At 74.2% G+C, this 25433-nt stretch carries 21 protein-coding genes; 8 read left to right on the forward strand and 13 right to left on the reverse strand.

The genetic code is table 11. The features are described from left to right. Positions 1–29 precede the first annotated feature (29 nt). From EV372_RS02235 to EV372_RS02250, 4 genes are all read left to right on the forward strand, one after another. Entirely contained in the window at positions 30–1007 is a 978-nt protein-coding gene (locus EV372_RS02235; RefSeq protein ID WP_130394640.1) for a S66 peptidase family protein, read from the forward strand. A 115-nt stretch (positions 1008–1122) separates the two neighbouring features. Continuing rightward, positions 1123–1410 (forward strand): helix-turn-helix domain-containing protein, encoded by a 288-nt coding sequence (locus EV372_RS02240; RefSeq protein ID WP_094804110.1) that lies wholly within the window; start codon positions 1123–1125, stop codon positions 1408–1410. A gap of 120 nt (positions 1411–1530) precedes the next feature. Further along, on the forward strand, positions 1531–3501 hold the full coding sequence (locus tag EV372_RS02245) for an acyl-CoA dehydrogenase family protein (RefSeq protein WP_130394641.1): 1971 nt from the start codon (positions 1531–1533) through the stop codon (positions 3499–3501). Positions 3502–3663: 162 nt separating this feature from the next. Further along, entirely contained in the window at positions 3664–4284 is a 621-nt protein-coding gene (locus tag EV372_RS02250) for a PadR family transcriptional regulator (RefSeq protein ID WP_130394642.1), read from the forward strand. Between the two features lie 9 nt (positions 4285–4293). Here EV372_RS02250 and EV372_RS02255 read toward each other — a convergent pair whose 3' ends face one another. Then, positions 4294–5115 (reverse strand): VOC family protein, encoded by an 822-nt coding sequence (locus EV372_RS02255; protein WP_130394643.1) that lies wholly within the window; start codon positions 5113–5115, stop codon positions 4294–4296. A gap of 218 nt (positions 5116–5333) precedes the next feature. Here EV372_RS02255 and EV372_RS02260 point away from each other — a divergent pair, with 218 nt between their 5' ends. Both EV372_RS02260 and EV372_RS02265 read left to right on the forward strand, forming a co-directional pair. Beyond that, positions 5334–6623, forward strand: coding sequence for an MFS transporter (locus tag EV372_RS02260; protein ID WP_130394644.1), 1290 nt, complete (start codon positions 5334–5336; stop codon positions 6621–6623). An 86-nt stretch (positions 6624–6709) separates the two neighbouring features. Then, positions 6710–8044 (forward strand): GH1 family beta-glucosidase, encoded by a 1335-nt coding sequence (locus EV372_RS02265; RefSeq protein WP_130394645.1) that lies wholly within the window; start codon positions 6710–6712, stop codon positions 8042–8044. Between the two features lie 12 nt (positions 8045–8056). Here EV372_RS02265 and EV372_RS02270 read toward each other — a convergent pair whose 3' ends face one another. The 6 genes from EV372_RS02270 to EV372_RS02295 all read right to left on the reverse strand — a co-directional run bounded on the left by EV372_RS02270 (position 8057) and on the right by EV372_RS02295 (position 16102). Continuing rightward, the gene (locus tag EV372_RS02270) at positions 8057–8626 is read right to left on the reverse strand and encodes a hypothetical protein (RefSeq protein ID WP_130394646.1); all 570 of its coding nucleotides are present in this window, start codon (positions 8624–8626) and stop codon (positions 8057–8059) included. Positions 8627–8722: 96 nt separating this feature from the next. Further along, positions 8723–9337, reverse strand: a complete 615-nt coding sequence (locus EV372_RS02275; RefSeq protein ID WP_130394647.1) for a TetR/AcrR family transcriptional regulator — start codon at positions 9335–9337, stop codon at positions 8723–8725. A gap of 59 nt (positions 9338–9396) precedes the next feature. Continuing rightward, entirely contained in the window at positions 9397–10569 is a 1173-nt protein-coding gene (locus EV372_RS02280; RefSeq protein ID WP_130394648.1) for an acyl-CoA dehydrogenase family protein, read from the reverse strand. Continuing rightward, positions 10566–12665, reverse strand: coding sequence for an ATP-binding protein (locus tag EV372_RS02285; protein WP_130394649.1), 2100 nt, complete (start codon positions 12663–12665; stop codon positions 10566–10568). Before EV372_RS02285 ends, EV372_RS02280 begins: the two co-directional genes overlap by 4 nt. A 7-nt stretch (positions 12666–12672) precedes the next feature. After that, positions 12673–14271 carry a carboxyl transferase domain-containing protein gene (locus EV372_RS02290; protein WP_130394650.1) on the reverse strand — a complete coding sequence of 533 codons (1599 nt, stop codon included), beginning with the start codon at positions 14269–14271 and terminating at the stop codon, positions 12673–12675. 58 nt (positions 14272–14329) lie between these two features. Further along, the gene (locus tag EV372_RS02295) at positions 14330–16102 is read right to left on the reverse strand and encodes an acyclic terpene utilization AtuA family protein (RefSeq protein ID WP_130394651.1); all 1773 of its coding nucleotides are present in this window, start codon (positions 16100–16102) and stop codon (positions 14330–14332) included. 150 nt (positions 16103–16252) lie between these two features. Here EV372_RS02295 and EV372_RS02300 point away from each other — a divergent pair, with 150 nt between their 5' ends. Next, positions 16253–16837 carry a hypothetical protein gene (locus tag EV372_RS02300; protein WP_130394652.1) on the forward strand — a complete coding sequence of 195 codons (585 nt, stop codon included), beginning with the start codon at positions 16253–16255 and terminating at the stop codon, positions 16835–16837. A 51-nt stretch (positions 16838–16888) separates the two neighbouring features. Next, on the forward strand, positions 16889–17446 hold the full coding sequence (locus tag EV372_RS02305) for a hypothetical protein (protein WP_253794501.1): 558 nt from the start codon (positions 16889–16891) through the stop codon (positions 17444–17446). Between the two features lie 819 nt (positions 17447–18265). Here EV372_RS02305 and EV372_RS02320 read toward each other — a convergent pair. From EV372_RS02320 to EV372_RS02345, 6 genes are all read right to left on the reverse strand, one after another. Beyond that, complete coding sequence (locus EV372_RS02320) at positions 18266–18853, reverse strand: hypothetical protein (protein WP_130394653.1); 588 nt, start codon at positions 18851–18853, stop codon at positions 18266–18268. Between the two features lie 232 nt (positions 18854–19085). After that, positions 19086–20381, reverse strand: a complete 1296-nt coding sequence (locus EV372_RS02325) for a thymidine phosphorylase (protein WP_130394654.1) — start codon at positions 20379–20381, stop codon at positions 19086–19088. 94 nt (positions 20382–20475) lie between these two features. Beyond that, entirely contained in the window at positions 20476–20904 is a 429-nt protein-coding gene (locus EV372_RS02330) for a cytidine deaminase (protein WP_130394655.1), read from the reverse strand. Next, a complete protein-coding gene (locus tag EV372_RS02335) occupies positions 20883–22145 on the reverse strand; it encodes an ABC transporter permease (RefSeq protein WP_130394656.1) in 1263 nt (420 codons plus the stop codon). The genes EV372_RS02330 and EV372_RS02335 overlap by 22 nt, the downstream gene beginning before the upstream one ends. Further along, positions 22142–23728, reverse strand: a complete 1587-nt coding sequence (locus EV372_RS02340) for an ABC transporter permease (RefSeq protein ID WP_130394657.1) — start codon at positions 23726–23728, stop codon at positions 22142–22144. Before EV372_RS02340 ends, EV372_RS02335 begins: the two co-directional genes overlap by 4 nt. After that, complete coding sequence (locus EV372_RS02345; RefSeq protein ID WP_130394658.1) at positions 23725–25323, reverse strand: ABC transporter ATP-binding protein; 1599 nt, start codon at positions 25321–25323, stop codon at positions 23725–23727. Before EV372_RS02345 ends, EV372_RS02340 begins: the two co-directional genes overlap by 4 nt. Positions 25324–25433: the final 110 nt, after the last annotated feature.

The following is a 25433-nucleotide window of genomic DNA, read 5'->3' on the forward strand; positions in this document are numbered from 1 at the left end:
GAGGGAGAGTGCCCAGGGTGGGAGAGGCGATGACCGAGGTGGCGGACGCGGCGGTGCGGGTCGCGGACGCGCGGGGTGTGCGCGCGCTGGTCCGTCCGCCGCGCCTGCGGGAGGGCGACCGGGTGCGTCTGGTCGCCCCGTGCAGCCCGGTTCCGGCGGAGCGGCTGGAGGCCGCGGTGGGGACGCTGCGCGGCTGGGGGCTGGAGGTGGAGCTGGCCCCGCACGTGCGCGAACGCCACCCGCGGCTGCCCTACCTGGCCGGCGCGGACGCCACGCGGGCCGCCGACCTCCAGGAGGCCTGGTGCGACCCGGACGTGGACGCGGTGCTGTGCGTGCGCGGCGGCGACGGGGCGCACCGGACGGTGGACCTGCTGGACTTCGACGCGATGCGCCGGGCCGAGCCCAAGGCGCTGGTCGGGTTCAGCGACATCACGGCGCTGCACGAGGCGTTCGCGGTGGAGCTGGGCGTGGCCACGGTGCACGGGCCCGTGGTCGGCACGGGGTACTTCGTGGGGGATCCGGTGGCCCAGGAGGAGCTGCGCGCCACCCTGTTCGAGCCCGAGCGGCGGACCGTGCTGACCTCGCCGGGCGCGCACGCGCTGGTGCCGGGGCGGGCCGAGGGGGTGACCTTCGGCGGGAACCTGAGCCTGCTCAACGACGGTCTGGCCACGCCGCACAGCCGCCTGTCGGCCTCCGGCGGCATCCTGCTGCTGGAGGACGTCGGTGAGGACGTGGCCCGGATCGACCGGATGCTCACGCACCTGCTGCGCACGGGGTGGGCGGCCGGGCTGGCCGGGGTGGCCCTGGGTTCGTGGACGGACTGCCCGCCGGGGCCGGAGGTGGTCGCCGAGCTGATGCGCGACCGGCTGGAGCCGCTGGGGGTGCCGGTGCTGTGGGGGCTGGAGTTCGGGCACTGCGCGGCCCAGCTCACGGTTCCGCTGGGGGTGCCCGCCCTGCTCGACGCGGACGGGGGCCGTCTGGAGCTGGCCGTCCCGGGACTGGTCTAGGTTCCCCGCGCCCGGGCGCGGGGGCGGGTCCTGGCCCCGCTTCGTCCCCGCGCCGACGGAACAGCATCACCGGTATTGATATACCGATCCGGCGCCGTGGCGTTAGACTCGTCGCATGGTGCGTGAACCGCTGACCGCAGACCAGATCGAGCGCGGGCGTCTCCTGGGCGCCCTGCTCCGCCGGGCCCGCGCGGAGCGCACGATGGTCGACGTCGCGCGCGAGGCCCGGATCTCGGTCGAGACCCTGCGCAAGATCGAGGGCGGGCGCATCCCCACCCCCACGTTCTTCACGGTCGCGGCGATCGCCGCCGCGCTCGGCCTGTCCCTGGACGAACTCCTGCGCCGGGTGGACGCCGACGCGACCGCCGCCCGGGACCCCGCGACCGCCTCCCTGGCCGTCTGACTTCCCACCCGCCCCTAACGTGGGACGTGTACCCGCGGGTACGGTTCCGTGCTCGACCCGCCCCTTTTCCGGCGGCGGACACGGGCCGGGCCGCGTCAGCCAGGACCACAGGGGGAGCACATGAACGAACAGGCGCTGAGAGTGGACGAGGCCGAGCTGCGCGGCCTGCTCGACGGCCGCTGGGCCCACGTGCGCGAACACATGCGCGACGCCCTGCGGGGAGACCTGTACGCCCCCGTGTACGGGCTGTCGGTGGAGGAGCACCGCGCCCGCACGCTCACCCAGATCAAGGCCCTGGCCAAGACCGACCTGCCCGCCTACGGCTTCCCCGCCTCGGTGGGCGGCCGCGACGACGTCGGCGCGTCCGTGGTCGGCTTCGAGATGCTGGTCAACGACCTGTCGCTCATGGTGAAGATGGGCGTGCAGTGGGGGCTGTTCGGCGGAGCGATCAGCGCCCTGGGCACCGAGTCCCACCACGCCGAGTACCTGCCCGGCGCGATGTCGATGGAGCTGCCCGGCTGCTTCGCGATGACCGAGACCGGCCACGGCTCGGACGTGCAGGGCCTGCGCACCACGGCCGTCTACGACCCCGACACCGAGGAGTTCGTGGTCCACACCCCCGACGAGGCGGCGCGCAAGGACTACATCGGCAACGCGGCCCGCGACGGCCGCCTGGCGGTGGTGTTCGCCCAGCTGAGCACCGGTGGCGAGGAGCACGGCGTGCACGCCCTGGTGGTCCCGATCCGGGACGGGCGGGGCAGGCCGATGCCGGGCGTGCGCATCGGCGACTGCGGCCCCAAGGCCGGGCTCAACGGCGTGGACAACGGGCGGCTGGAGTTCGACCACGTGCGGGTGCCGCGCACCAACCTGCTCAACCGGTACGGGGACGTGGCCGCCGACGGCACCTACTCCAGCCCCATCGAGAGCAAGGGCCGACGCTTCTTCACCATGCTCGGAACCCTGGTCCGGGGCCGGATCAGCGTGGCGGGCGGCGCGGGGAGCGCGGCCAAGGCCGCGCTGACCATCGCGGTGCGCTACGGCGACACCCGCCGCCAGTTCACCCGGCCCGACGGCGAGGGGCGGCCCGAGCGGGAGGTGCGCGTCCTGGACTACCTGGCGCACCAGCGCAAGCTGCTGCCCGCCCTGGCCCGCACCTACGCGCTGCACTTCGCGCAGGAGGAGCTGGTCACCCGGCTGCACGAGCTGTCCCGCTCCCCCGAGCGCGACGAGCACGCCCAGCGCGAACTGGAGTCGCGGGCGGCCGGGCTCAAGGCGGTGGCCACCTGGCACGCCAGCCAGACCATCCAGACCTGCCGGGAGGCGTGCGGCGGCGCCGGGTACCTGTCCGAGAACCGGATTCCGCAGCTCAAGGCCGACTCCGACATCTTCACCACGTTCGAGGGCGACAACACGGTCCTGCTCCAGCAGCTCACCAAGGGCCTGCTGACCAACTTCAAGGACTCGTTCGGCGACATGGACCAGCTGGGGCTGGCCCGGTTCATGGCGGGCAAGGTCTTCGAGACGGTCATCGAGCGCACCGCCGCGATCCCGCTGATCGAGCGGCTCGTCGCGGCCGCCCCGGGGCGCGGCGAGGAGGCCAGCCTGTACAACCGGGGCTGGCAGCTGGAGCTGCTGGAGGACCGCGAGAAGCACGTCATCGAGGGCCTGGCCGCGCGGCTGCGCAGGTCCGGCAGGAACGGCGAGGACGCCTTCGACGTGTTCAACCGCGCCCAGGACCACGTGCTCGCCGCGGGCCGCGCGCACATGGACCGGGTGGTGCTGGAGGCGTTCGTGGCGGGGATCGACCGCTGCGGGGACACCGCGACCGCCAAGCTGCTCAACCGGCTGTGCGACCTGTACGTGATGTCGGTGGTCGAGGAGAACCGCGCGTGGTTCCTGGAGCACGAGCGGCTCTCCACCTCGCGGGCCAAGGCGGTCACCCAGGCGGTCAACGACCTGTGCCGGGGCCTGCGCCCCTACGCCGTGCAGCTGGTGAACGCGTTCGGCCTGCGCGACGAGTGGCTGGCCGCGCCGATCGCGCTGGGCGGCGAGCACGCCCGCCAGGGCGACCCGGTCCCCGGGCGCGGCTGAGAACCCTCCCAAGCGCCGCCCCTCCCCCGTGCCGGCGCCCGCCGGGGCACGGGGGAGGCGGCGCGGGGCGCGGACCGGCGCGGGCGCGTGGATAGGCTGGTCGGAGTCGGACGGCACGGGCCGTCGAACGGTACGGACGCGCTGGTGGGATGAGGGGTGTGGATGTCGGCCATCCGGCTGCTGGTCCTGGGGGCGGTCCGCCTGCGCGGGCGGGCGCACGGCTACCAGGTGCGGGGCGACCTGGAGTCCTGGGGCGCGCACGAGTGGTCCAACGCCAAGCCGGGATCGATCTACCACGCGCTCAAGCAGATGGCCCGGCAGGGGCTGCTGCACGCCCACGAGACCGCGCCGTCCACCGCCGGGGGGCCGCCCAGGACCGAGTACGAGATCACCGGGGAGGGCACCCGGGAGTACTTCGCCCTGCTGCGCCGGGCGGTGTCCTCGCACGACGCGCACACGGACGTGCTCTCGGCCGGTCTGGGCTTCGTCGTCGACCTGCCCCGGCGGGAGGCGGTCGACCTGCTCAGGCGGCGGGTCGAGGGCCTGGAGGAGTGGCGCGGGGGCGTGGTCGCCCACTACGCCCCGGAGGAGGGGCCCGGACAGGCGGGCCACATCGGCGAGATCATGGACATGTGGGTGCACTCCGCGGAGTCGGACGCGGCGTGGACGCGCTCGCTGATCCGGCGGATCGAGGGCGGCGCCTACTCCTTCGCCGGTGAGGGGGGCGACCCCTACGAGGGCGTCCTCACCGGCGAGGAGCCGGGCGCGGCCTCCTCAGGCTGAGGCGGCCCCTCAGTCCCCGTCCGGCTCCGGGGTGCGCGCGCCGAGCCAGTGCCGCAGCGCGGAGGCGTTGCGCAGCTCCCCCTCGACCCTGTTCAGCTCATCGCCGGTGAGGGTGATCGCGCCCAGCCGCTCCCGCCACTCCTGGACGCCCTCCTCCTCGCCGAGGGCGACCGCGAGTTCGATGAGCATGGCCAGCGCCAGCGCCCGCTCCACCGCGGGCGCCCGGTCCCCGTGCCGTCTCAGTCCGGAGCGGATCCGCCGGAAGGCGGCGAGGTCGTCGGTCTTGAAGTCGCGCAGGATCCGCGCGCCGTCCAGGACGCGGGCGAGCCCGTCGAGTTCCCTGGAGCCGCCGTACTCCAGCCTCTCGGGTTCGCCGCGCTGGATGAAGATGAGCGAGTTACCCGAGGGGTCCACGAGAGTGAAGCGGCTGGCGCCCGGCCGGTGGCGCGTGATGCGGGGCAGACCCTTGGCCAGGACCCTGCCGTAGGCCCGGCGCATGGCCTGTGTGAGGGCGGCGTGGTAGGGCGCGACCGCGTCGACCATGACCATGCAGCCGCCGCTGTTCTCCAGCCCCGGGTCCAGGCCCTTCGAGGCGCGGCCGTAGTGCAGCTCGAACCCGCTCCAGCGGAAGGCCAGGTAGAGGTAGGGCCTGGTCTGCTCGTAGGTGACCTCGAAGCCGAGCGCCCGGTAGAACTCCAGGGTCTCCTCGGCCGAGACGCACGGCAGCAGCGGAACGGTCGTCTCGTTGGCCCGCACGGCCGCCTCCGGCCGCCCCTGTCCCGTGTCCCCTTCCGTGCCCCCGCCCGCCCGCGCGGTGTCCGTTCCGGCCACGCGCACCTCCCATTAGTCAAGTTTGATTACTTTGCGAGGGTAGCCCTCCCGGGATCCACTAGTCAAACTTGACCAAGCCATTGGAGCACCGGACCCACCGCCGCGTACGACGGACCCCGGGGCCGCGCCGGTGCGCCGCGAACCGACTCCGCCACGGGTCTTTCCTCGGCGGGGCGACCCCCTTAACATGAGACGCATTCATGTTAGGCAGGTCACACGTGCGCCCACCCCCCGCGCAGCCCTCCCCCGACCCCGCCCCGCGAACGCCCGCCGCGCTCGCCGAACCCACCCGGCCCGTACGCCGCCTGTGGGTGGCCGGGATCAGCCTGGCCAACCTCGGCATGTGGATGGCCTTCTTCGGCCCGCTCCAGGTCCTGCTGCCCGAACAGGTCGGCCTGCTCGCCCCCGACGCCAAGGAGACCGCCCTGGCCTGGGTGACCGGGGCGGGCGCGGCCTGCTCCACCCTGGGCACCCCGCTGGCCGGGGCCCTGTCCGACCGGACCACCGGCCGGTTCGGGCGCCGACGCCCCTGGATCCTGGCCGGTGCGCTCCTGGGCGGTCTGGGCCTGGTGGTGCTCGGCCGACAGGACGGCGTCCTCGGCGTCCTGGTGGGGTGGTCCTTCGTCCAGGCCGCGCTGTCCTGCCTGAACGCGACCCTGCTCGCGGCCGTGCCCGACCACGTGCCGGTCCGCCAGCGCGGCGTGGTCTCGGGGTGGATCGGCGTACCGCAGTCGGCGGGCGTGGTGGTGGCGGTGCTCCTGGTGACCGTGGTGGTCACGGGGATCGCCCCCGGCTACGCCCTCCTCGGCGCGCTGACCGTCCTGTGCGTCCTGCCGTTCGCGCTGCTGTCCCCCGACCCGCCGCTGCCCCGCGAGGCGCGCCCCTCCTGGAGCGGGTTCGCGCGCGGGCTGTGGGTGTCCCCGCGCCGCCACCCCGACTTCGGCTGGGCGTGGCTGACCCGTTTCCTCATGCAGACGGGCAACGCCATGTTCACCCTCTACCTGCTCTACTTCCTCACCGACGCGGTGGGCTACGAGGAGCTGTTCCCCGGCTCCTCGGCCGCGGACGGGCTGCTGGCGCTGATCGCCGTGTACACGGCGGCGGTCGTGGCCACGACCGTGCTGGCCGGCCTGGTCTCGGACCGCATCGGCCGCCGCAGGGGGATGGTGTGCCTGTCCGGAGCGGTCTCGGCGGTGCCCGCCTTCCTGATCGCCGCGTTTCCGACGTGGCCGATGAGCCTGGTGTGCGCGGTGGTGCTGGGGGTCGGCTTCGGCGTCTACCTGTCCGTGGACAACGCCCTGGTCACCGAGGTCCTGCCGAGCGCTGGCGGGCGGGCCAAGGACCTGGGGATCGTCAACATCGCCAGCGCCGGACCGCAGGTCATCGCCCCGGCCCTGGCCGGTCCGATCGTGGTCCACCTGGGCGGCTACCCGGTCCTGTACACCGTGTGCGGGCTGCTCAGCCTGCTGGGCGGGGTGCTGGTGTGGCGGATCCGGGGTGTGGCATGAACGCCCGCAGGTTCCGCCCCGTCCGTCCGGTCCGCCCCCCGACCGCCGATCACCCCGTCAGACCCAGCGAAAGGCAGGTACCGTCCATGTCGTCACCGTTCCTGTGGGGAGTGGCCTCCTCCGCCTTCCAGATCGAGGGCGCCCTCGACGCGGACGGGCGCGGCCCGTCGGTGTGGGACGTCTTCGCCCAGCGTCCGGGCGCGGTCCGCGACGGGCACAGCCCCGCCCCGGCCTGCGACCACTACCACCGGTGGGCCGAGGACGTGGAACTGCTCGACCGGCTCGGGGTGAACGCCTACCGGTTCTCGCTCGCCTGGCCCCGGGTCGTACCGACCGGGCGCGGCGCGGTGAACGGAGCCGGTCTGGACTTCTACGACCGCCTGGTGGACGCGCTGCTGGCCCGGGGGATCACCCCGGTGCCGACGCTGTTCCACTGGGACCTGCCCCAGGCGCTGGAGGAGGCGGGCGGTTGGAGCGCACGCGACACGGCGTACGCGTTCGCCGAGTACGCGGCGGCGGCCGCCGACCGCCTCGGCGACAGGGTGGACCGGTGGATCACCCTGAACGAGCCCCTGGTGCACACCACCTACGGGCACGCGCTCGGCGTCCACGCCCCGGGGCGGACCCTGGCGGTGCCCGAGGTGATGCGGGTGGCCCACCACATGCTGCTCGCGCACGGGCTGGCCTCCGGGGAGCTGCGCTCGCGCGGCCTGGAGGCACTACTCACCAACAACTACTCCCCCGTCAGCCCCGCCACCGGCTCCGAGGCCGACGCCGCCGCCGCGCACGCCTACGACACCCTGCACAACCGGCTGTTCACCGACCCCGTGCTGACCGGCGCCTACCCGGACCTGTCGGCCTTCGGCGTCGCGGAGGTCCCCGGCGTGCGCGAGGGCGACCTGAAGGCGGTGGCGGGCAGCGCGGACGGCCTCGGGGTCAACTACTACAACCCCACCGTGGCCACCGCGCCCGACGAGGGGTCGGGGCTGCCGTTCGGGTTCGGCGAGGTCGCCGGGGCGCCGGTGACCGCGTTCGGGTGGCCGGTGGTGCCCGAGGGGCTGGGCCGGATGATCGACCTGCTGCGTGAGTGCCACGGCGAGGCGCTGCCGCCGCTGTACGTCACCGAGAACGGCTGCTCCTACGAGGACCGGGTCTCCCCCGGCGGGCGGATCGCCGATCCCGAGCGGATCGCCTACCTGGAGGGGCACGTGGCCGCCGTGGAGGCCGCGCGGGAGCGGGGCGCGGACGTGCGCGGGTACTTCGTGTGGACGCTCACCGACAACTTCGAGTGGGCCGAGGGCTACCACCAGCGCTTCGGACTGGTGCACGTGGACCACGCCACCCAGGCGCGCACCCCCAAGGACTCCTTCGCCTGGTACCGGGACCTCGTCGCCGCCAGGACCGCGTCAGCCGGCGCGTGAGGGACCGGGGTCTCAGTCCCCGACGGCGTCCAGAGTGCCGCTGTCGTGGCGTTCGGGGGCCTCCTCGCCGCGCTGGCGGGCGGGCTCCCACCACCACCAGTGCGACTCGGGCACCCAGGAGGGGACCTCCTCCTCGTTGACCGGCCGCGCCCGGCCCGCCACCGCGGTGAGGGCCTCGTCGATGCGCGGCAGGGCCTCCAGGTCGCCCGGGCGCAGGAAGGCCTCCCAGGGCACGAACTCCTCGCCGAGCAGCTCCAGCATGGACCGCCGCCAGCAGGCGGGGCGGTAGGCCTCGTGTTCGCCGTTCTCGGCCGCGGTCTGGGTGCGGACCACGTACAGGCTGAGCCGGTCGGGGTTGCGGCCGCCCACCAGCAGCTCGGCCAGGGTGGCGCTGAACTCCTGGCCGCCCGGGGATCTGCGCTGCGCGGGCGTGGTCGCCCGGTACAGGGCGAAGAGGGCGGCGAAGGCGTTGTCCATCAGGGCGTCGCGGTCCCTGCGGCGCGAGGCGCTCTCGGCGAAGGCGTCCAACGCCCGCCTGGCCAGGTCCGGAAGGTCCCTGCCCGCATCCGCGCTCACCTTCACACCGCCTTGTCCGGTCCGGGGATGACGTTCGGCGCGGGCCCGCGGCCCCGCGCCGCTTCGATGATAAGCACGCTCCGTGCCGTCGAGGTAGCCGGTTCACGGTGCCGGGGTCCGCAGTTGCCCGTCCAGGGTGCGCGCCCACTGGCGCACGATCCGGCGCCGCCGGGGCCCGTCGTCGGTGAGCAGGTTGGCCAGTCCCAGGCCGCGTGCCAGGTCGAGGGTGGCCTGGACGGTCTCGCGGACCCCGGGGACCGACTCGTCCACCCCCAGCAGTTCCACGGCGGCCCGGTGGATCTCCCGGCCCATCCGCTCCTCCATGGGGATGATGCGCTCGCGCAGGACCGGGTCGCTGGCTGCGGCCGACCACAGCTGGAGGGCGGCGCGGAAGTCCGTTCCGGTGAAGGCGTCCACGACCATCTGCACGACCGCCTCGGTGCGGCCGCCGCCCTCGGGGACGGCGGCCGCTCCGCGCCGCAGCTCCGCGCCTCGGCTGTCGAGCATGTGCCGCAGCACGGCCAGGAACAGGTCCTCGCGGGTGGGGAAGTGGTGCTGGGCGGCACCGCGTGACACCCCGGCCCGCCGCGCGACCTCGCCCACGGTGGCGCCGGCCGTGCCCTCCTCGGCCAGACAGGCCACGGCGGCCTCCAGCAGTCGGGCGCGGGTGGCCCGGCTGCGTTCCTGGCGCGGCTCGCGGTCGGCCCCGGTGTCCACGTCGCTGTTTCCCCCTGTCCCCGCGTCCCCGAGGCCGCCCGTGTCCGCGCGCCGACCGCTCAGTACGACCTGGGCAGGCCGAGGGACTGCTGCGCCACGTAGTTGAGCACCATCTCCCGGCTCACCGGCGCGATGCGCGCCAGGCGGGCGGCGGCGATCGCCGACCCCAGCCCGTACTCGCTGGCCAGGCCGTTGCCGCCCAGGGTCTGCACGGCCTGGTCGACCGCGCGCACGCACGCCTCGGCGGCGGCGTACTTGGCCATGTTGGCCGCCTCCCCCGCACCCGCGTCGTCGCCGGAATCGTAGCGGAGCGCCGCGTGCTGGGTCATCAGGCGGGCCTGCTCCAGCTCGATCTTGACCTGCGCCAGCGGGTGGGCCAGCCCCTGGTGGGCGCCGATGGGGGTCTCGCGCCAGACCGTGCGCTCCCTGGCGTAGGCCACCGCCTTGTCCAGGGCGTGGCGGGCGCTGCCCGAGGCCAGGGACGCGGCCATGATGCGCTCGGGGTTGAGCCCGGCGAAGAGCTGAAGGAGCCCGGCCCCGGGGTCGCCGACCAGGGCGTCGGCGGGCAGGCGCACGTCGTCCAGGAACAGCTGGTACTGGTGGTCGGGGCTGACCAGGTCCATCTCGATCCGGCGGGCCTCGAACCCCGGGGCGTCGGTGGGCACCGCGAACAGCGCGGCGGACAGGCGCCCGGTGTCCTCGTCCTGGACGCGTCCGACGACCATGACGGCGTCGGCCACGTCCACGCCGGAGATGAAGGTCTTGCGGCCGTTGAGCACCCAGCCCCCGCCGTCGCGCCGGGCGGTGGTGGTGATGCGGTGGGAGTTGGACCCCGCGTCGGGCTCGGTGATGGCGAAGGCCATGATGGTCTCGCCCGTGGCCAGGCCGGGCAGCCAGCGCGCGCGCTGCTCGGGGGTGCCGAAGCGGGTCAGGACGGTGCCGCAGATGGCCGGGGAGACCACCATCATCAGGGTGGGGCACCCGGCCGCGCTGAGCTCCTCCAGGACGGCGGCCAGGTCGCCGATGCCGCCACCCCCGCCCCCGTACTCCTCGGGGATGTTGACGCCGAGGTAGCCGAGCCCGCCCGCCTCGCGCCACAGTTCGGTGAGGTAGGCGCCCTCCTTGGCGCGGGCCCGGTAGTACTCGGACCCGTACCCCGCGGCGAACGCGGACACGGCGGCGCGCAGGGCGACGCGCTCGGCGGGTTCGTTGAAGGTCATGGCACCGGTCACGGCGTGGCCCCTTCGTAGTCGAGGACGGCGAGGGGCGCCCCGGCGGGCACCCTCTGCCCCGCCGCGACCGGGATCTCCCGGACGGCACCGGCGGCGGGGGCGGTGACGCGGTGCTCCGTCTTCATGGCTTCCATGCGCAGCAGGGTCTGCCCGGGTTCGACCCGCTCGCCCACGGCGACCTCCACGGCGGTGACCGTGCCGGGCATGGGCGCGGGCAGGGCGCCGGGATCGACCGCGGCCTCGGGTTCGGGCAGGGGGTCGACGGGGGTGAGGGTGACCGACCCCAGGGGGGAGTCGACGTGGACGTCGCCGCCCGCGGCGGGGCGGTGGACGTCGAAGGCGCGGCGCAGGCCGTCCGTCTCCAGGACCACCCGGTCGGGCGCGGCCGAGAGCACGCGGACCCCGGCCTGTTCGGGCAGGTAGGTCCCCCTCAGGGTGCGGTAGGCGGTGGTGGTCCGCCTCGCCTCGTCGCCGTCGACGTCGTGCTGGCGGACGAAGGACTGGGAGGGCAGGCCGCGCCAGTTGGCGGGGATCCCGGCGGGGGTGGCGGCGTCGGCGCGGGCGGCCTCGGCGGCGGACAGGGACGCGGCCAGCGCGGCGAGGCGTTCGGTGGCCGGGTCGGCCAGGGGCTGGACGAGGGCGCTGAGGCGGTCGCCGTCCAGGTAGCCGGTGTGCAGCCCCTCGGGACGGGTCTCGGCCCCGGCGAAGGCGGGGTGGCGCAGCGCCCGCACGAGCAGGTCGCGGTTGGTGCCCACCCCGTGCACGCGCGCGGCGGCCAGGGCCGCGGCCAGGCGGCGCAGCGCGTCGCGGCGGTCGCGCCCGTGGGCGACGACCTTGGCGAGCAGGGGGTCGAAGTCGGCGCCGACGGTGTCGCCGGGTTCGACGCCGCTGTCCAGGCGCACCCCGAAGGCGGGAGGCGCGGCGAAGCGGGTGTCGGCGGGGACGTCGAAGGCGTGCAGGACGCCGGTGCGGGGCCGCCAGCCGTCGCGGGGGTCCTCGGCGTACAGGCGGGCCTGGACGGCGTGGCCGCGCGGCGCGGGCGGGCCGCCCCCGGGCAGGGCCTCGCCCTCGGCGACGCGGATCTGCCACTCGACCAGGTCCAGTCCGGTGACGCACTCGGTGACGGGGTGTTCGACCTGGAGCCGGGTGTTCATCTCCAGGAAGACCGGTTCGCCGAAGCCCTCCTCCCCCACGGGGACGAGGAACTCGGCCGTTCCGGCACCGGTGTAGCCGATGGCGCGGGCCAGGCGGCGGGCGGCCTCGTGCAGGCGTTCGCGCAGGTCGTCGGGCAGGCCGGGGGCGGGCGTCTCCTCGACGACCTTCTGGTGGCGGCGCTGGAGGGAGCAGTCGCGCTCGCCCAGGGCCCACACGGTGCCGCGGGTGTCGGCCAGGACCTGCACCTCGACGTGGCGGCCGTGGGGGACGTAGGGCTCGCAGAACACCGCCGGGTCGCCGAAGGCCGAAGCCGCCTCGGCGCGGGCGGCGGCGGCCTCGGCGGGCAGGTCGGCCAGGTCGCGGACCACGCGCATGCCGCGTCCGCCGCCGCCGGAGACCGCCTTGACCAGCACGGGCAGGTGTTCGGGGCGCACCCGCTCGGGGTCCAGGGCGTCGGCGACGGGTACCCCGGCGTCCCGGGCGATGCGTTTGGCCCGGGTCTTGGCGCCCATGCTCTCGACGGCCTCGGCCGGGGGGCCGATCCAGGTCAGCCCGGCGCCGGTGACGGCGCGGGCCAGGGCGGGGTTCTCGGACAGGAAGCCGTAGCCGGGGTGGACGGCGTCGGCGCCGGAGGCGCGGGCGGCGGCCACCACGGCGTCGGGGTCGAGGTAGGCGTCCACGGGGCCGCGTCCCCGGGGCAGGGGCAGGCGCACGGCGGTGTCGGCCTCGGCCACGTGCGCGGCGTCCTCCTCGCCGGGGGCGTGCACGGCGACGGTGGCCACCCCCAGGGAGCGGCAGGTGCGCAGGATCCGGCGGGCGATCTCGCCCCGGTTGGCGACCAGGAGGCGGGTGACGGGGCGCGGCGGCGGGGGCTGGCCGGGGGCCGTGGCAACCGCCTCGGCGGAACCACCGGAGGACACGGCGGAGGGCGTGTGGTTCACGGTCTCCTCACATTCGGAAGACGCCGAAGCGGTCGGTGCCCCGGACGGGGGCGTTGTGGGCGTAGGACAGGCACAGGCCCAGGACGGTGCGGGTGTCGCGGGGGTCGATGACGCCGTCGTCGTAGACCCGCCCGGACAGGAACAGGGGCAGTGACTCGGCCTCGATCTGGCGCTCCACCATCTCCCGAAGGGCGGCGTCCTGGTCCTCGTCGTAGGGCTGTCCCTTCCCCGCCGCGGACTGGCGGGCGACGATGGACAGCACCTCGGCGAGCTGGCGGGGGCCCATGACGGCGGAGCGGGCGCTGGGCCAGGCGAACAGGAAGCGCGGATCGTAGGCCCGCCCGCACATCCCGTAGTGGCCCGCGCCGTAGGAGGCGCCCACGAGCACCGAGAAGTGGGGGACGGTGCTGTTGGAGACGGCGTTGATCATCATCGAGCCGTGCTTGATGATGCCGCCCTGCTCGTACTCGCGGCCGACCATGTAGCCGGTGGTGTTGTGCAGGAACACCAGCGGCGTGTGCGCGCGGTTGGCGAGCTGGATGAACTGGGCGGCCTTCTGGGCCTCGGCGCTGAAGAGCACGCCGTGGTCGTTGGCGAGCACGCCGACGGGGTAGCCGTGCAGGTCGGCCCAGCCGGTGACCAGGCCGCCGCCGTAGGAGGGCTTGAACTCGTCGAACACCGAGCCGTCCACGAGGCGGGCGATGATCTCGCGCGGGTCCACGGGCACGCGCAGGTCGGGCGGCATGATCCCGAGCAGGTCCTCGGCCGGGTAGAGGGGGTCGGGTGCCGACGGGCGCGGGGCGGGCCCCGCCTTGACGTGTCCCAGACGGGCCACGATCCGCCTTCCGACACGGATCGCGTCGTACTCGTCCTCGGCCAGGTGGTCGGCCAGGCCGGAGACCTCGGCGTGCATGCGCGCCCCGCCCAGCGACTCGTCGTCGCTCTCCTCGCCCGTGGCCGCCCGTACCAGCGGCGGCCCGCCCAGGAACACCTTGGAGCGCTCGCGCACCATGACCACGTGGTCGCTCATGCCGGGGATGTAGGCGCCCCCGGCGGTGGAGTTGCCGAAGACCAGCGCGACGGTGGGAATCCCGGCGGCGGACAGGCGGGTCAGGTCGCGGAAGGCGCGACCGCCCGGGATGAAGATCTCCTTCTGGGTGGGCAGGTCGGCGCCGCCGGACTCCACCAGGCTGACCAGCGGCATCCGGTTGCGTTCGGCGATCTCGGCGGCCCGGGCGGTCTTCTTCAGGGTCCACGGGTTGCTGGAGCCGCCGCGCACGGTGGGGTCGTTGGCCACGAGCACGCAGTCCACGCCGGAGACCGCGCCCACGCCGGTGACGAGGCTGGCGCCGACGTGGAAGTCGCTGCCCCAGGCGGCGAGCGGAGACAGCTCCAGGAAGGGGCTGCCCTCGTCCAGGAGGAGTTCGATCCTCTCCCGGGCCAGCAGGCCGCCCCGGGCGCGGTGGCGCTCCACGTAGCGCCGCCCTCCCCCGGCCAGGGCCTTGGCGTGCTCGGCGTCGATCTCGGCGAGCTTGGCGAGCATCGCCTCGCGGGCCTCGGCGAAGGCGGGTGAGGCGGTGTCGAGCCCGCTCCTGAGCACGCTCACGGCTGGCCCCCCTGCGGCAGGGTCTCGGGGAGGGGAACGCTCCCGGTCCTGGGCACGCTCACGGCTGCTCCACCTCCGCCAGCACGGTCTCGGGCAGGGGGAGGCGGCGGGCGCGCAGCCACTCGCCCAGCCCCTTGGCCTGCGGGTCGTCGCCCTCGCGGCGCGCGGTGCCGGGGGCGAGCAGTCCCTCGATCCAGAAGTTGGCGGCGCGCAGGTTGGGCAGCAGGTGCCGGGTGACGCGCAGCTCCGCGGTCTCGGGCAGGAGTTCGCGCAGCAGGTCGGCGGTCAGGGTGGTGGCCAGCCACCGCCAGGCGTTCTCGCCGCGCACCCACACGCCCAGGTTGGCGTCGGCGCCCTTGTCTCCGCTGCGCGCGCCCAGGACCAGGCCGAGCGGGACCGGGCGGGCGGGGCCCTCGGGCAGGGGTTCGGGCAGCGGGGGTTCGGGGACTCCGGCCAGGACGCGGGTGCGGGGCGCGGGCGCGACGGGCACCCTGGCGCCGTCGGGCAGGATCGCGGTGTGGGCGACCTCGGAGGCGGGCACGAGCGCGTGCGCGGCGGCGACCCCGTCGGGGCGGGCCTCGCGCGGCGGCGCGGTGAGGTGGAACCCGGCGTAGCTGCCCAGGGCCAGTTCCACGGCGGCCGCGCCGAAGGAGCGGCCCACGACCGCGGGGTCGTGGTCGCGGGCGACCACGCGCAGGCGTGCGGTGGCCGCGTCCTGGGTGTCGCCGTGGGGGTCCCGGGCGGGCACGAGGGTGAAGCGCAGGTCGTCGGGCGCGCGGTCGGCGAGGGCGGCGCGCATCTGGCGTTCGGCCTGTGCGGCCTTGGCCCGGGCGTCCAGGCCGGTGATCAGGAACTCGACCTCGTTGCGAAAGCCCGTGAGGCTGGTCAGGCCGACCTTGAGGTCGGGGGGCGGTTCCTCGCCGCGGGTTCCGCTGAGCAGGACGCGGTCGGGCCCCTGCCGGGTGAGGCGCACGGTGTCCAGGCGGGCGGTGACGTCGGGGCCGGGGTAGCGGGCTCCGGCGACCTCGTAGACGAGCTGGGCGGTGACGGTCCCGGTGGTGACGGCGCCGCCGGTGCCGGGGTGCTTGGTGATGACCGCGCTGCCGTCGGCGTGGATCTCGGCGAGGGGGAAGCCGGGCCGGTCCAGGTCGCGGCCCTCGCGCAGGAGTTCGGCGGCCAGGGCGTAGTTGCCGCCGGTGGCCTGGGTGCCGCACTCGATGACGTGCCCGGCGACGGTGGCTCCGGCCAGGGCGTCCAGGTCCCCGGGGGTCCAGCCGAAGTGGGCGGCGGCCGGGCCCACGGCCAGGGAGGCGTCGGTGACGCGGCCGGTGACGACGATGTCGGCGCCCGCCTCCAGGCAGGCGGCGATGCCGAAGGCACCCAGGTAGGCGTTGGCGGTCAGGGGGGAGCCCAGGTCGAGTTCCTCTGCGCGGTCGATGAGGTCGTCGCCGGTGACGCAGGCGATGCGGGGTTCGAGGCCGAGCCCGTCGGCGAGTTCGGTGAGCCGGTCGGCGAGGCCGCGCGGGTTGAGGCCGCCCGCGTTGGCGACCACCCTGGTACCGCGTTCCATCACCAGCGCCAGGGTCTCGCGCATCTGGCCCAGGAAGGTCCGGGCGTAGCCGCGGCCGGGGTCGCTGAGCTGGTCGCGGCCGAGGATGGCCATGGTGAGTTCGGCCAGGTAGTCGCCGGTGAGGACGTCCACGCGCCCCTCGGTGAGCATCTCGTGGACGGCGGCGAAGCGGTCCCCGTAGAAACCGGAGGCGTTCGCGACCAGCAGCGGGGGCGCCGGGGCAGCAGCAGCGGTCATGGACACGAGGGTGACACCGATCACACGGGAAAACAAGCACACGTGCTTGTTTTTCCGTACGGACGGGCGGGTCCGGGCGGACACGGCGGGGTGGGCGCGGTATGGCCGAAACCGGCCACGGAGCGTGCGTTACTCCCCCTCGGAGCGGGGGGAGGCGCGCGGTAGTTTGGCGCCGTGAACACCTCGCGAGAAGACACCAACCCCGCCGACGACGCCGCCTCCCCCGAGGGGACGGCGGAGGCGGCGGAGACGACGGAGGCGGCCCCGACAGCGCGGACGTCGGCGGAGGAGACCCCGGAGGCCGGGAGCACCGGTGCCGCCGGGACCGCCGGAACGCGCGGGGAGGCCGGGACCCCGGGGGCGCGTCAGGGGGCCGACGCCAGCGGCGCCTTCATCGCGGGCGCGCCGGTCCGCTCCCCCAGCGGCCTGTTCGCCGCCGAGACCTTCAGCGTCATCGCCCTGATGCTGTTCGTCCTCACCGCGCTGAACACCCGGCTCTTCGAACTCTTCGGCTTCTTCTTCGTGGGCCGGGTCCCCACCGACACCAGCGCCGGGGAGGCGAGCGCGCTCGCGGCCGAGGTGATGGTCGCGGGCGGGCTGAGCGCGCTGACCGTGCTCGCCGGGGCCCTGTCGCTGCTGCGGGGCGGCGCGGCCACGCGGGCGTGGAGCCGCTGGGGCGCCGCCGCGGCCGTGATCGTGGGCACGCTGCTGGTCGTGGTCTCGGTGCTGACCTTCGTCACCCTGCCGTCCGGGTCCTGAACAGGGGTTTCGTAGAAACTCCCTTGGTACTTCGGCGGGTAGGTTGACCGCGTGAGTACATCAGCGGAAGGCAACGACCCGACCGACCCCACCCGGGGGCCCGCACGGGACCCCGGCCGCGAGCCGGAGCCCGGGGCCGACCCGGCCACCGGGACCGGGGTGCCCGCGCAGGAGCCCGCCATGGTGGAGGAGCCCCTGCTGGAACCGGACTCCGGGGTGGCCGCCCCGGAGCGCACCGACCGGCCCAGCGGTGCCCTGGGCGCGGAGACCTTCGCCCTGACCTCGCTGTTCCTGCTCGCTGTGACGGTGCTGTCGAGCCAACTGGTCCAGCTCTTCACCACGGTGGTGCTCATCGGCGACCAGCCGGTGCCCGTGGACCAGGTGTCGCAGTTCTCCGTGCAGCTGCTCATCGGCGGCGGCCTGGCCGCGCTGACGGCGATCCTGGCGGGGCTCGCGCTGGCCCTGGCGAGTTTCCGGACCCGGCCCTGGGCGCGGTGGCTGGCCGCCTCCGTGCTGATCGTGAGCCTGCTGCTGGTGCTGCTGGCGGTCGTGGCCTACGTCATGATGCCCGCGGGCAGCGCGCCCCAGCCCATGCCGATGCCGAACTGATCCGCGCGGGGCGGGGGGAGCCCCGTCCAGCCGCGGGGCGGCGACCGGAGGTCCGGTCGCCGCCCCGCGGCATGGGCGACGACCGCCGAAGTTCGGGAAGCCGTACAGGTGCACTTTCAGGCTTTCCGGCAGAGCGTGGAGTGCCGCCTGCGTGCGGAGGAGGCGTTCCACGAGCACCGGAGAGCGCCGACCTCGCGCCACCCTGCGACGGAAGAACCAGGTCACGCTGCCGTCGGAGACCACCAGGGCTCGGCGCGTCCAGGAGGGCGACGAGACCGAGTTCTCCGTGCCCCCGGAAGGCGAGGTCGTCCCGCGCGGGCTGACCGTCATTCCCTCGGACCAGCGCTGGTTCTGGACCGAGGGAATGGCAGCGGGGAGAGCGGGAGGCCGATGAGCAGGTCCGTGCGGGCGAGGGCGGAACCCTCATGAACCCGGAGGACATGTTCGCCGGCGTAGGGGGCGAGCGTGGAGCGTGCCGGCCTCCCAGCGGCTCCCCCGCTTCCTGCGTGGTCTGAAACGCCTCACCCCCGCTGAGCGGCACAGGTTCCAGAAGGTGGCCCTGGACGCCTTCGTTCCTGATGTCGACGCCCGGGAGTTCCGTCCGGGTCTGCGCGTCAAACGCGTCCGGGGACGCACCGCTCCCGGCGGCGCGACCGTGTACGAGATGACCTGGGCCCCGACGGCCGCGCCGCCCGGCAGTACGGGGCGGGGTCGAACCGGGAGTGGTCCATGTCCTCTGGCGGAGAGTCGGCGGACACGAGGCCTTCGGCCCCTCCTGAACCCGACGGCTGAGCCGTGGGTGGTGCCGGGTTCCGGCCGCTATTCGCCGTCCCCGGCGGCGCCGCCGCAGTTCGTCGCCTCCTCGGAGGCCGCGACGAGTTCGGTGTCGTCCTCGGTGAAGTACGACGGCATGTCGGACGGGAGAGGCAGCTCCGTCACCGTCAGGCCGCCGAGTACGTACAGGCCGCCGAGGTCCTCGGCGGCGTACGTCGGCGCGTTCTCGGCGTACCCGGCCAGCTCCGTCCTCCGCTCCTCCATGTCCGTCCGGTACCGCTCCACCGCTTCGTCCCCGGCGGGCACCGGAGCGGGCGGCAGCGCGGCCGCCGCCTCGTCCAGGTCGGCCAGCGCCTGGTCCGCCTCGGCGAACGCGTCCAGCAGCGGTTGGCGGTCCTCCTCGACGGTCGGGTTCGAGTGGGCCATGGCGGCGAAGGAGTAGGAGAGCAGGTCCGGCATGACCTCGGGAACGGCGCAGAACCCGTCCACCCAGGCGACGAGCTCGGCGTCCGGCCCCGCGTCCGACGGGGACGCGGACGGGTCACCGCCCCCGTCGGCCTCGCGCGCCCCGTCACCGGCGCAGGCGGAAGACACGAACACGACGAGCAGCAACGGCAGCCACCGACGAAACATCGAACCTCCAGGGCACGGCCACGTCTGTCCTGTTGACCCGACGATCCTGTCAGAACACCGCTGGAACGGCTCCGGTTCCGCGTCAGAGCCGCGATGCGTCCGCGTCGTCGTCCTCGCGGTGGTGCCCCACCCGGGGCGGCGGCCCCCGGCACCTCCCCCCGCTCCGACGCCCCGTGGGGCGGCCACCGGCTTCCCGGTGACCGCCCCACGGTCATGGAGACGACCTCAGGGGTCAGGCGATCCTGTCGATCACCAGCGGCCGGGCCCCGTGACCCGCCCCGCCCTCCGGCTCGATGTCGAAGGCGCCCTCCAGCGCCCCGGCCGCCCGCTCGAAGCGCTCCGCCTCGTCCGCGTGCAGCGTGAACAGCGGTTCTCCGGCCTGCACGGACTCCCCCGGCTTGGCGTGCAGGGTCACCCCCGCCCCGAACGACACCGCGTCCTCCTTGCGCGCCCGGCCCGCGCCCAGCCGCCACGCGGCCAGCCCCACCTGGTAGGCGTCCAGCCGGGTCACCGTCCCCGAGGCCGGAGCGAGCACCACCCGGCGCTCGGCGGCCGTCGGCAGCGGCGCGTCCGGGTCCCCGCCCTGCGCCCGGACCAGCCGCTTCCACGACTCCAGAGCGCTGCCGTCCCGCAGCGCCTCGGCCGGGTCCTTGACCCCGCCCTCACCGGGGACGAGCCCGGCCGCGGCCAGCATCTCCCGGGCCAGGGCCACGGTCAGCTCCACCACGTCCGCGGGTCCGCCGCCCGACAGCACCTCCACGGACTCGGCCACCTCCAGGGCGTTGCCCACCTGCCTGCCCAGCGGGACCGACATGTCGGTGAGCAGCGCGACCGTGCGCACGCCGTGGTCGTTCCCGATGTCGACCATCGTGCGGGCCAGCTCGCGCGCGGAGTCGGCGTCCTTCATGAACGCCCCCGACCCCACCTTGACGTCCAGGACCAGCGCGCCGGTGCCCTCGGCGAGCTTCTTGCTCATGATGGACGCGGCGATCAGCGGGATCGACTCGACCGTGCCGGTCACGTCGCGCAGGGCGTAGAGCTTGCGGTCGGCCGGGGCCAGCCCGGACCCGGCCGCGCAGATCACCCCGCCCGTGGAGTCCAGCACCTCCCGCATCTCGCCGGTGGACAGCGAGGCCCGCCACCCGGGGATCGACTCCAGCTTGTCCAGGGTCCCGCCGGTGTGCCCGAGCCCGCGCCCCGACAGCTGCGGTACGGCCGCCCCGCAGGCCGCGACGGTGGGCGTGAGCGGCAGGGTGATCTTGTCGCCCACCCCGCCCGTGGAGTGCTTGTCGGTGGTGGGCCGCGCCAGGTCGGAGAAGTCCAGGCGCTCCCCCGAGGCCAGCATCGCCTCGGTCCAGCGGCTCACCTCGGCCCGGTTCATCCCGCGCAGGAAGATCGCCATGGCCAGCGCCGACATCTGCTCCTCGGCCACCACGCCGCGGGTGTAGGCGTCGATCACCCAGTCGATCTGGCCGGGGCTCAGCTCTCCCCCGTCGCGCTTGGCTCGGATGATCTCGATGACGTCCATGTCATCTCCTCTCGACTGGCGGAAGAAGAAGCGCCTCCCCGGAGGCCGCCGCGCGGGCGGCGTCCGGGGAGGCGCGGCTAACGGAGGAACCCGGTCACGCCAGGCTGTGCGGGCCGAAGGCCTGCGGCAGCACCCGGTCCATGGTCCAGACTCCCTCGGGGGTGTCCACGAGCAGCTGCGGCCCGCCGTGCTCGAACAGGAGCTGGCGGCAGCGCCCGCACGGCATGAGCAGCTCGCCCCGCCCGTCCACGCAGCTGAAGGCCGTCAGACGGCCTCCGCCGGAGGCGTGCAGGGCGCTGACCAGGCCGCACTCGGCGCACAGGCCGAGCCCGTAGGAGGCGTTCTCCACGTTGCAGCCGCTGACGGTGCGGCCGTCGTCGACCAGCGCCGCAGCGCCCACCGGGTACTGGGAGTAGGGCGCGTAGGCGCGGCCCATGGCCTCGCGGGCGGCGGCCCGCAGGGCCTCCCAGTCCACGCTCGCCGGGTCCAGTGGTGCGTCGGTCATGACCGGCTCGCCCTCCACTGCTTGCCGACCCCGGCCGGTGGCCGGAGCCGTTGCGAGGCCAGCGAGAGCACCAGCAGGGTGGCGATGTGCGGGCTGTAGGTGGCCAGCTCGCGCGGCAGCGAGTCGGTGGAGAAGTACCACACGAACAGCAGCACCGCCGTGAGCGCGCCGAAGGCGGCCAGGCCCTTGCGGTCCCGGCGCACCTGCCACACGGCCACGCCCACCAGCGCCACGGCCAGGAGCAGCAGCAGGGCGTGCACCGCCGCGCCGCCGCCGCGCACCTGGAGGGCGTCGGTGTAGCCGAACAGGCCCGCGCCCATGGCCAGGCCGCCCGGGCGCCAGTTGCCGAAGATCATCGCGGCCAGGCCGATGTAGCCGCGGCCGCCGGTCTGGCCCTCCTGGTAGATCTGCGAGGCGACCACGGACAGGAACACTCCGCCCATGCCCGCCAGGCCGCCGGAGACGATCACCGCGACGTACTTGAGGCTGTACACCGGCACGCCCAGGGACTCGGCGGCGTCGGGGTTCTCGCCCACCGAGCGCAGCCGCAGGCCGAACGTGGTCCGCCACAGCACCAGGTAGGTCAGCGGGAACATCAGGATCGCGACGACCGTCAGCGCGGGCATGTTCGTGGTCGCGCCGAGCACCAGCGAGGCCAGGTCGCCGACCAGGAAGATCTCGCTGTCGGCGACCGGCCTGAGGACCTGCGCCACGAGGGGCAGGTCCCACACCGGGAACGAGGGCGCCGGGGGCGACTGGGCCGCGCCCGCGCCGGGCACGTCGGAGTAGACCAGGATCGACAGGTAGCGCATCGCGCCGAGCATGAGGATGTTGATCGCCACGCCGGAGACGATGTGGTCCACCGCGAAGGTCACCGTGGCCACGGCGTGCAGGAGCCCGCCCGCCATACCGGCGAGCACGCCCGCCAGCAGCCCGATCCACGGGTTGCCCGTGGACCAGGCGAAGTAGGCGCCGAACCAGGTGCCCAGGATCATCATGCCTTCAAGGCCGATGTTGATGACGCCCGCGCGTTCGGCCCACAGACCGCCCAGCGCGGCCAGCCCGATGGGCACCGCGAAGGTGATGGTGGTGCTGATGGTTCCCGCGTCGGTGAGCATGTCGTGCCCGGTGATGACCCGCAGTCCCGCCAGGGACACCAGCACCGCGCCGAACAGGGTGAGGATGCGCCAGCGCGCCCACCCCCGGGGCCGGGCGGCGGGTTTGGCCACCGGCTCCATCACGTTGATCTCCTGGCTCACGTGGCCTCCCCTCCGCGCCTGTCCTCGGGTTCGGGGGCGGTGCCCGCGTCGGTGGACCCGTCCGCGGGGGCCGGGGACGTCTCGTCCGCGGGCACCTTCACCGTCTCCGGTGCGGGCGACTCGGCGGTGGTGCCGAGCTGCCTGCCGATCTGCTGCTGCTGGTAGCGGCGGCCCCAGCGGTGCACGACCTCGTAGACCACGACCACGGTGAGGACGATGGTGGCCTGCGAGATGACCGCGATCTCCTGCGGGATGCCGTCGAAGGGCAGGATGCCCGACGCCTGGTTCAGGAAGGCCCAGAACAGGGCGGCGAAGACGATGCCCACGGGGTGGTTGCGGCCCAGCAGCGCGATGGCGATGCCGATGAAGCCGATGCCGGTCGGGAAGTCCAGGGCGTAGTAGTGCGCGCTGCCCAGCAGCTGGGGCAGGCCCACCAGACCGGCGACCATGCCCGAGAAGAGCATGGACAGGAACACCATCTTCTTGACGTTGACGCCGCTGGCCTCGGCCGCGGTCTGCGACTGGCCGGTGGCACGCAGCTCGAAGCCGAAGCGGGTGCGGTTGAGCATCACCCAGTAGCCGATGCCGACGGCCACGGCCAGGAACACGAACCCGAAGATCGTCTCGTCCGAGCCGAGGAAGCCCGCCGGGATGCCGGGCACCCAGGAGGACTCGGGCATCGGCGGGGTGCCGATGTTGTTGGTGCTGATCTCCACCGCGAGGCGGTCGGTGCTCAGCAGGTAGGCGGTGACGCCGGTGGCGATGGAGTTGAGCATGATCGTGGAGATCACCTCGGACACGCCGCGGGTCACCTTGAGGTACCCGGCGATGCCCGCCCACACGCCGCCCACGGCCACGGCCGTGATGACGATGACGATCTGGCTGAGCACCGGCGGCAGCATGATGTAGCCGCCCACGGCGGCCGACAGCAGCGCGGCGAGCCGGTACTGGCCGTCCACGCCGATGTTGAACAGCTTCATCTTGAAGCCGATCGCCACCGCGACCGCCGCCAGGTAGTACGTGGTGCCGTCGTTGACGATGCGCACCAGGCTGTTGGGCCGGGTGCCGTACTCCAGCATCCGCTCGAACGTGGCCAGCGGCGGGATGCCGCTGAAGAACAGCACGGCCGCGGTGACCGCGGTCGCGATGACCCCGGCGGCCAGGACCGCGGCGAAGGACAGCGCCAGCATGGCCGACAGCCGGTGGAACAGCCAGAAGGCCGCGGCGGATCCGACCAGCGCGCCCAGCGCGGCGGCCACCGGTTCGATCAGGGACAGGTCCAGGAACCACGCGGCCAGCAGACCTGCGGCCACCGACAGCACGAGGGCGGTGGGCACCACCAGCGTGTTGTGCAGGACCGTGCCCTCCTCGCGGGCGCCGTCCGCGCCCGCCCGGCGCTCGCGCGGCACCATGGGCCCGGACCAGGCCACGAAGGCGAAGGCCGCGACGACGCCGATGACCAGCGCGGCCCACCACAGCAGCCCTGTGTCCAGGGCGATGGTCAGCACCACGCCCAGGGCGATCGCGACGCCCGCGGCCGCGGGCGCGGGCAGGGTCCTCGCGGGACGGGGGATCCTACTCATGCGCCGCCCTCGCTTCCGTGTCGGTCGGCACCGCTGTCGCCTTCCGTGCTCTGGTCGGCCCGGTGCAGTCCGGCGCCGGTCATGGCCGAGCCCAGCTGTTCGGGTGTGACGGTGGTCGGGTCGGCCTGCGCGACCAGTCGGCCGCGCAGGATGACGTGGAGGGTGTCGGACATGCCGATCAGCTCGTCCAGGTCGGCGGAGACCAGCAGCACGGCCAGGCCCGCGGCCCGGGCGTCGCGCAGCTGCTCCCAGATGGCGGCCTGGGCGCCCACGTCCACGCCCCGGGTGGGGTGGGCGGCGACCAGGAAGCGCGGGGAGCCGCTCATCTCCCGGCCGATGATGAACTTCTGCTGGTTGCCGCCGGACAGGGCGTCGGCGATGACGTCGATGCCCGGGGTGCGCACGTCGTACTCGGCGACGATGCGCTCGGAGTCGGCGCGTGCGCCGGTCCGGTTGATCCAGGGGCCTCGGACGCTGGGCTCCTTGGTCTGGTGGCCGAGGATGCGGTTCTCCCACAGGGGGGACTCCAGCAGCACGCCGTGCCGGTGGCGGTCCTCGGGGATGTAGCCCACACCCGCCTCGCGGATCTTGAGGGTGGGCCAGCCGGTGATGTCCTGCTCCTCCAGGCGGATGCTCCCGGCGGCCAGCGGGCGCATGCCCATGATGGCCTCGATGAGCTCGGACTGGCCGTTGCCCTCGACACCGGCGATGCCGACGATCTCGCCCCGGCGGATGTCGGCGCTCACCCCGTCCACGACGGCGCGGCCGTCGGCGGAGTGCACGGTGACCCCGTCCAGGGACAGCACGACGTGGTCGGTGACGGTGGACTCGCGCAGCTCGGGCACGGGCAGCTCGCCGCCGACCATGAGCGTGGCCAGGTCCCGGGCGGTGGTGGTGCCCGGGTCCGCGGTGGCCACGGTGGTGCCGCGGCGGATCACGGTGATCTCGTCGGCGACGGAGAGCACCTCGTCCAGCTTGTGGGAGATGAAGATGACGGTCAGGCCCTCGCGCTTGAGCTCGCGCAGGTTGTCGAAGAGCTCGTCGACCTCCTGCGGGACCAGGACGGCGGTGGGCTCGTCGAGGATGATGGTCCGCGCGCCGCGGTAGAGGACCTTGAGGATCTCCACGCGCTGGCGGTCGCCCACGCCCAGTTCCTCCATGAGGCGGTCGGGGTCGACCCCCAGGCCGTACTGGCCGGACAGCTCGCGGATGCGCGCGCGGGCGCGGTTGCCGATGCCGTGGCGGCGCTCGGCGCCCAGGACCACGTTCTCCAGCACGGTGAGGTTGTCGGCGAGCATGAAGTGCTGGTGCACCATGCCGATGCCGTTGCGGATGGCGTCGGAGGGCGAGCCGAAGCGCACCTCGCGGCCCTGGACGTAGATGTGTCCCTCGTCCGGCCGGTGCATGCCGTACAGGGTCTTCATCAGCGTGGACTTGCCCGCACCGTTCTCGCCGACGATGGCGTGCACGGTACCGGGAGCCACGCTGATGTCGATGTCGTGGTTGGCCACGACGCCGGGAAAACGCTTGGTGATCCCGCGCAGCTCAACGGCGGGGGGTGCCAGGGCCCCCTCGCCCGATGGCGTGCTGCTCATCTGTCTCCTCGTGGAATGTGCGGTGTGGCGCCGCGGAACCGGCCGGGTCGCGGCCGCTGCCGGACGCCCCGCCGCCGAACGGCAACCGGGGCGGCACCGACCGGGGATCT

It is taken from the genome of Nocardiopsis sp. CNZ308 (assembly GCF_004217075.1).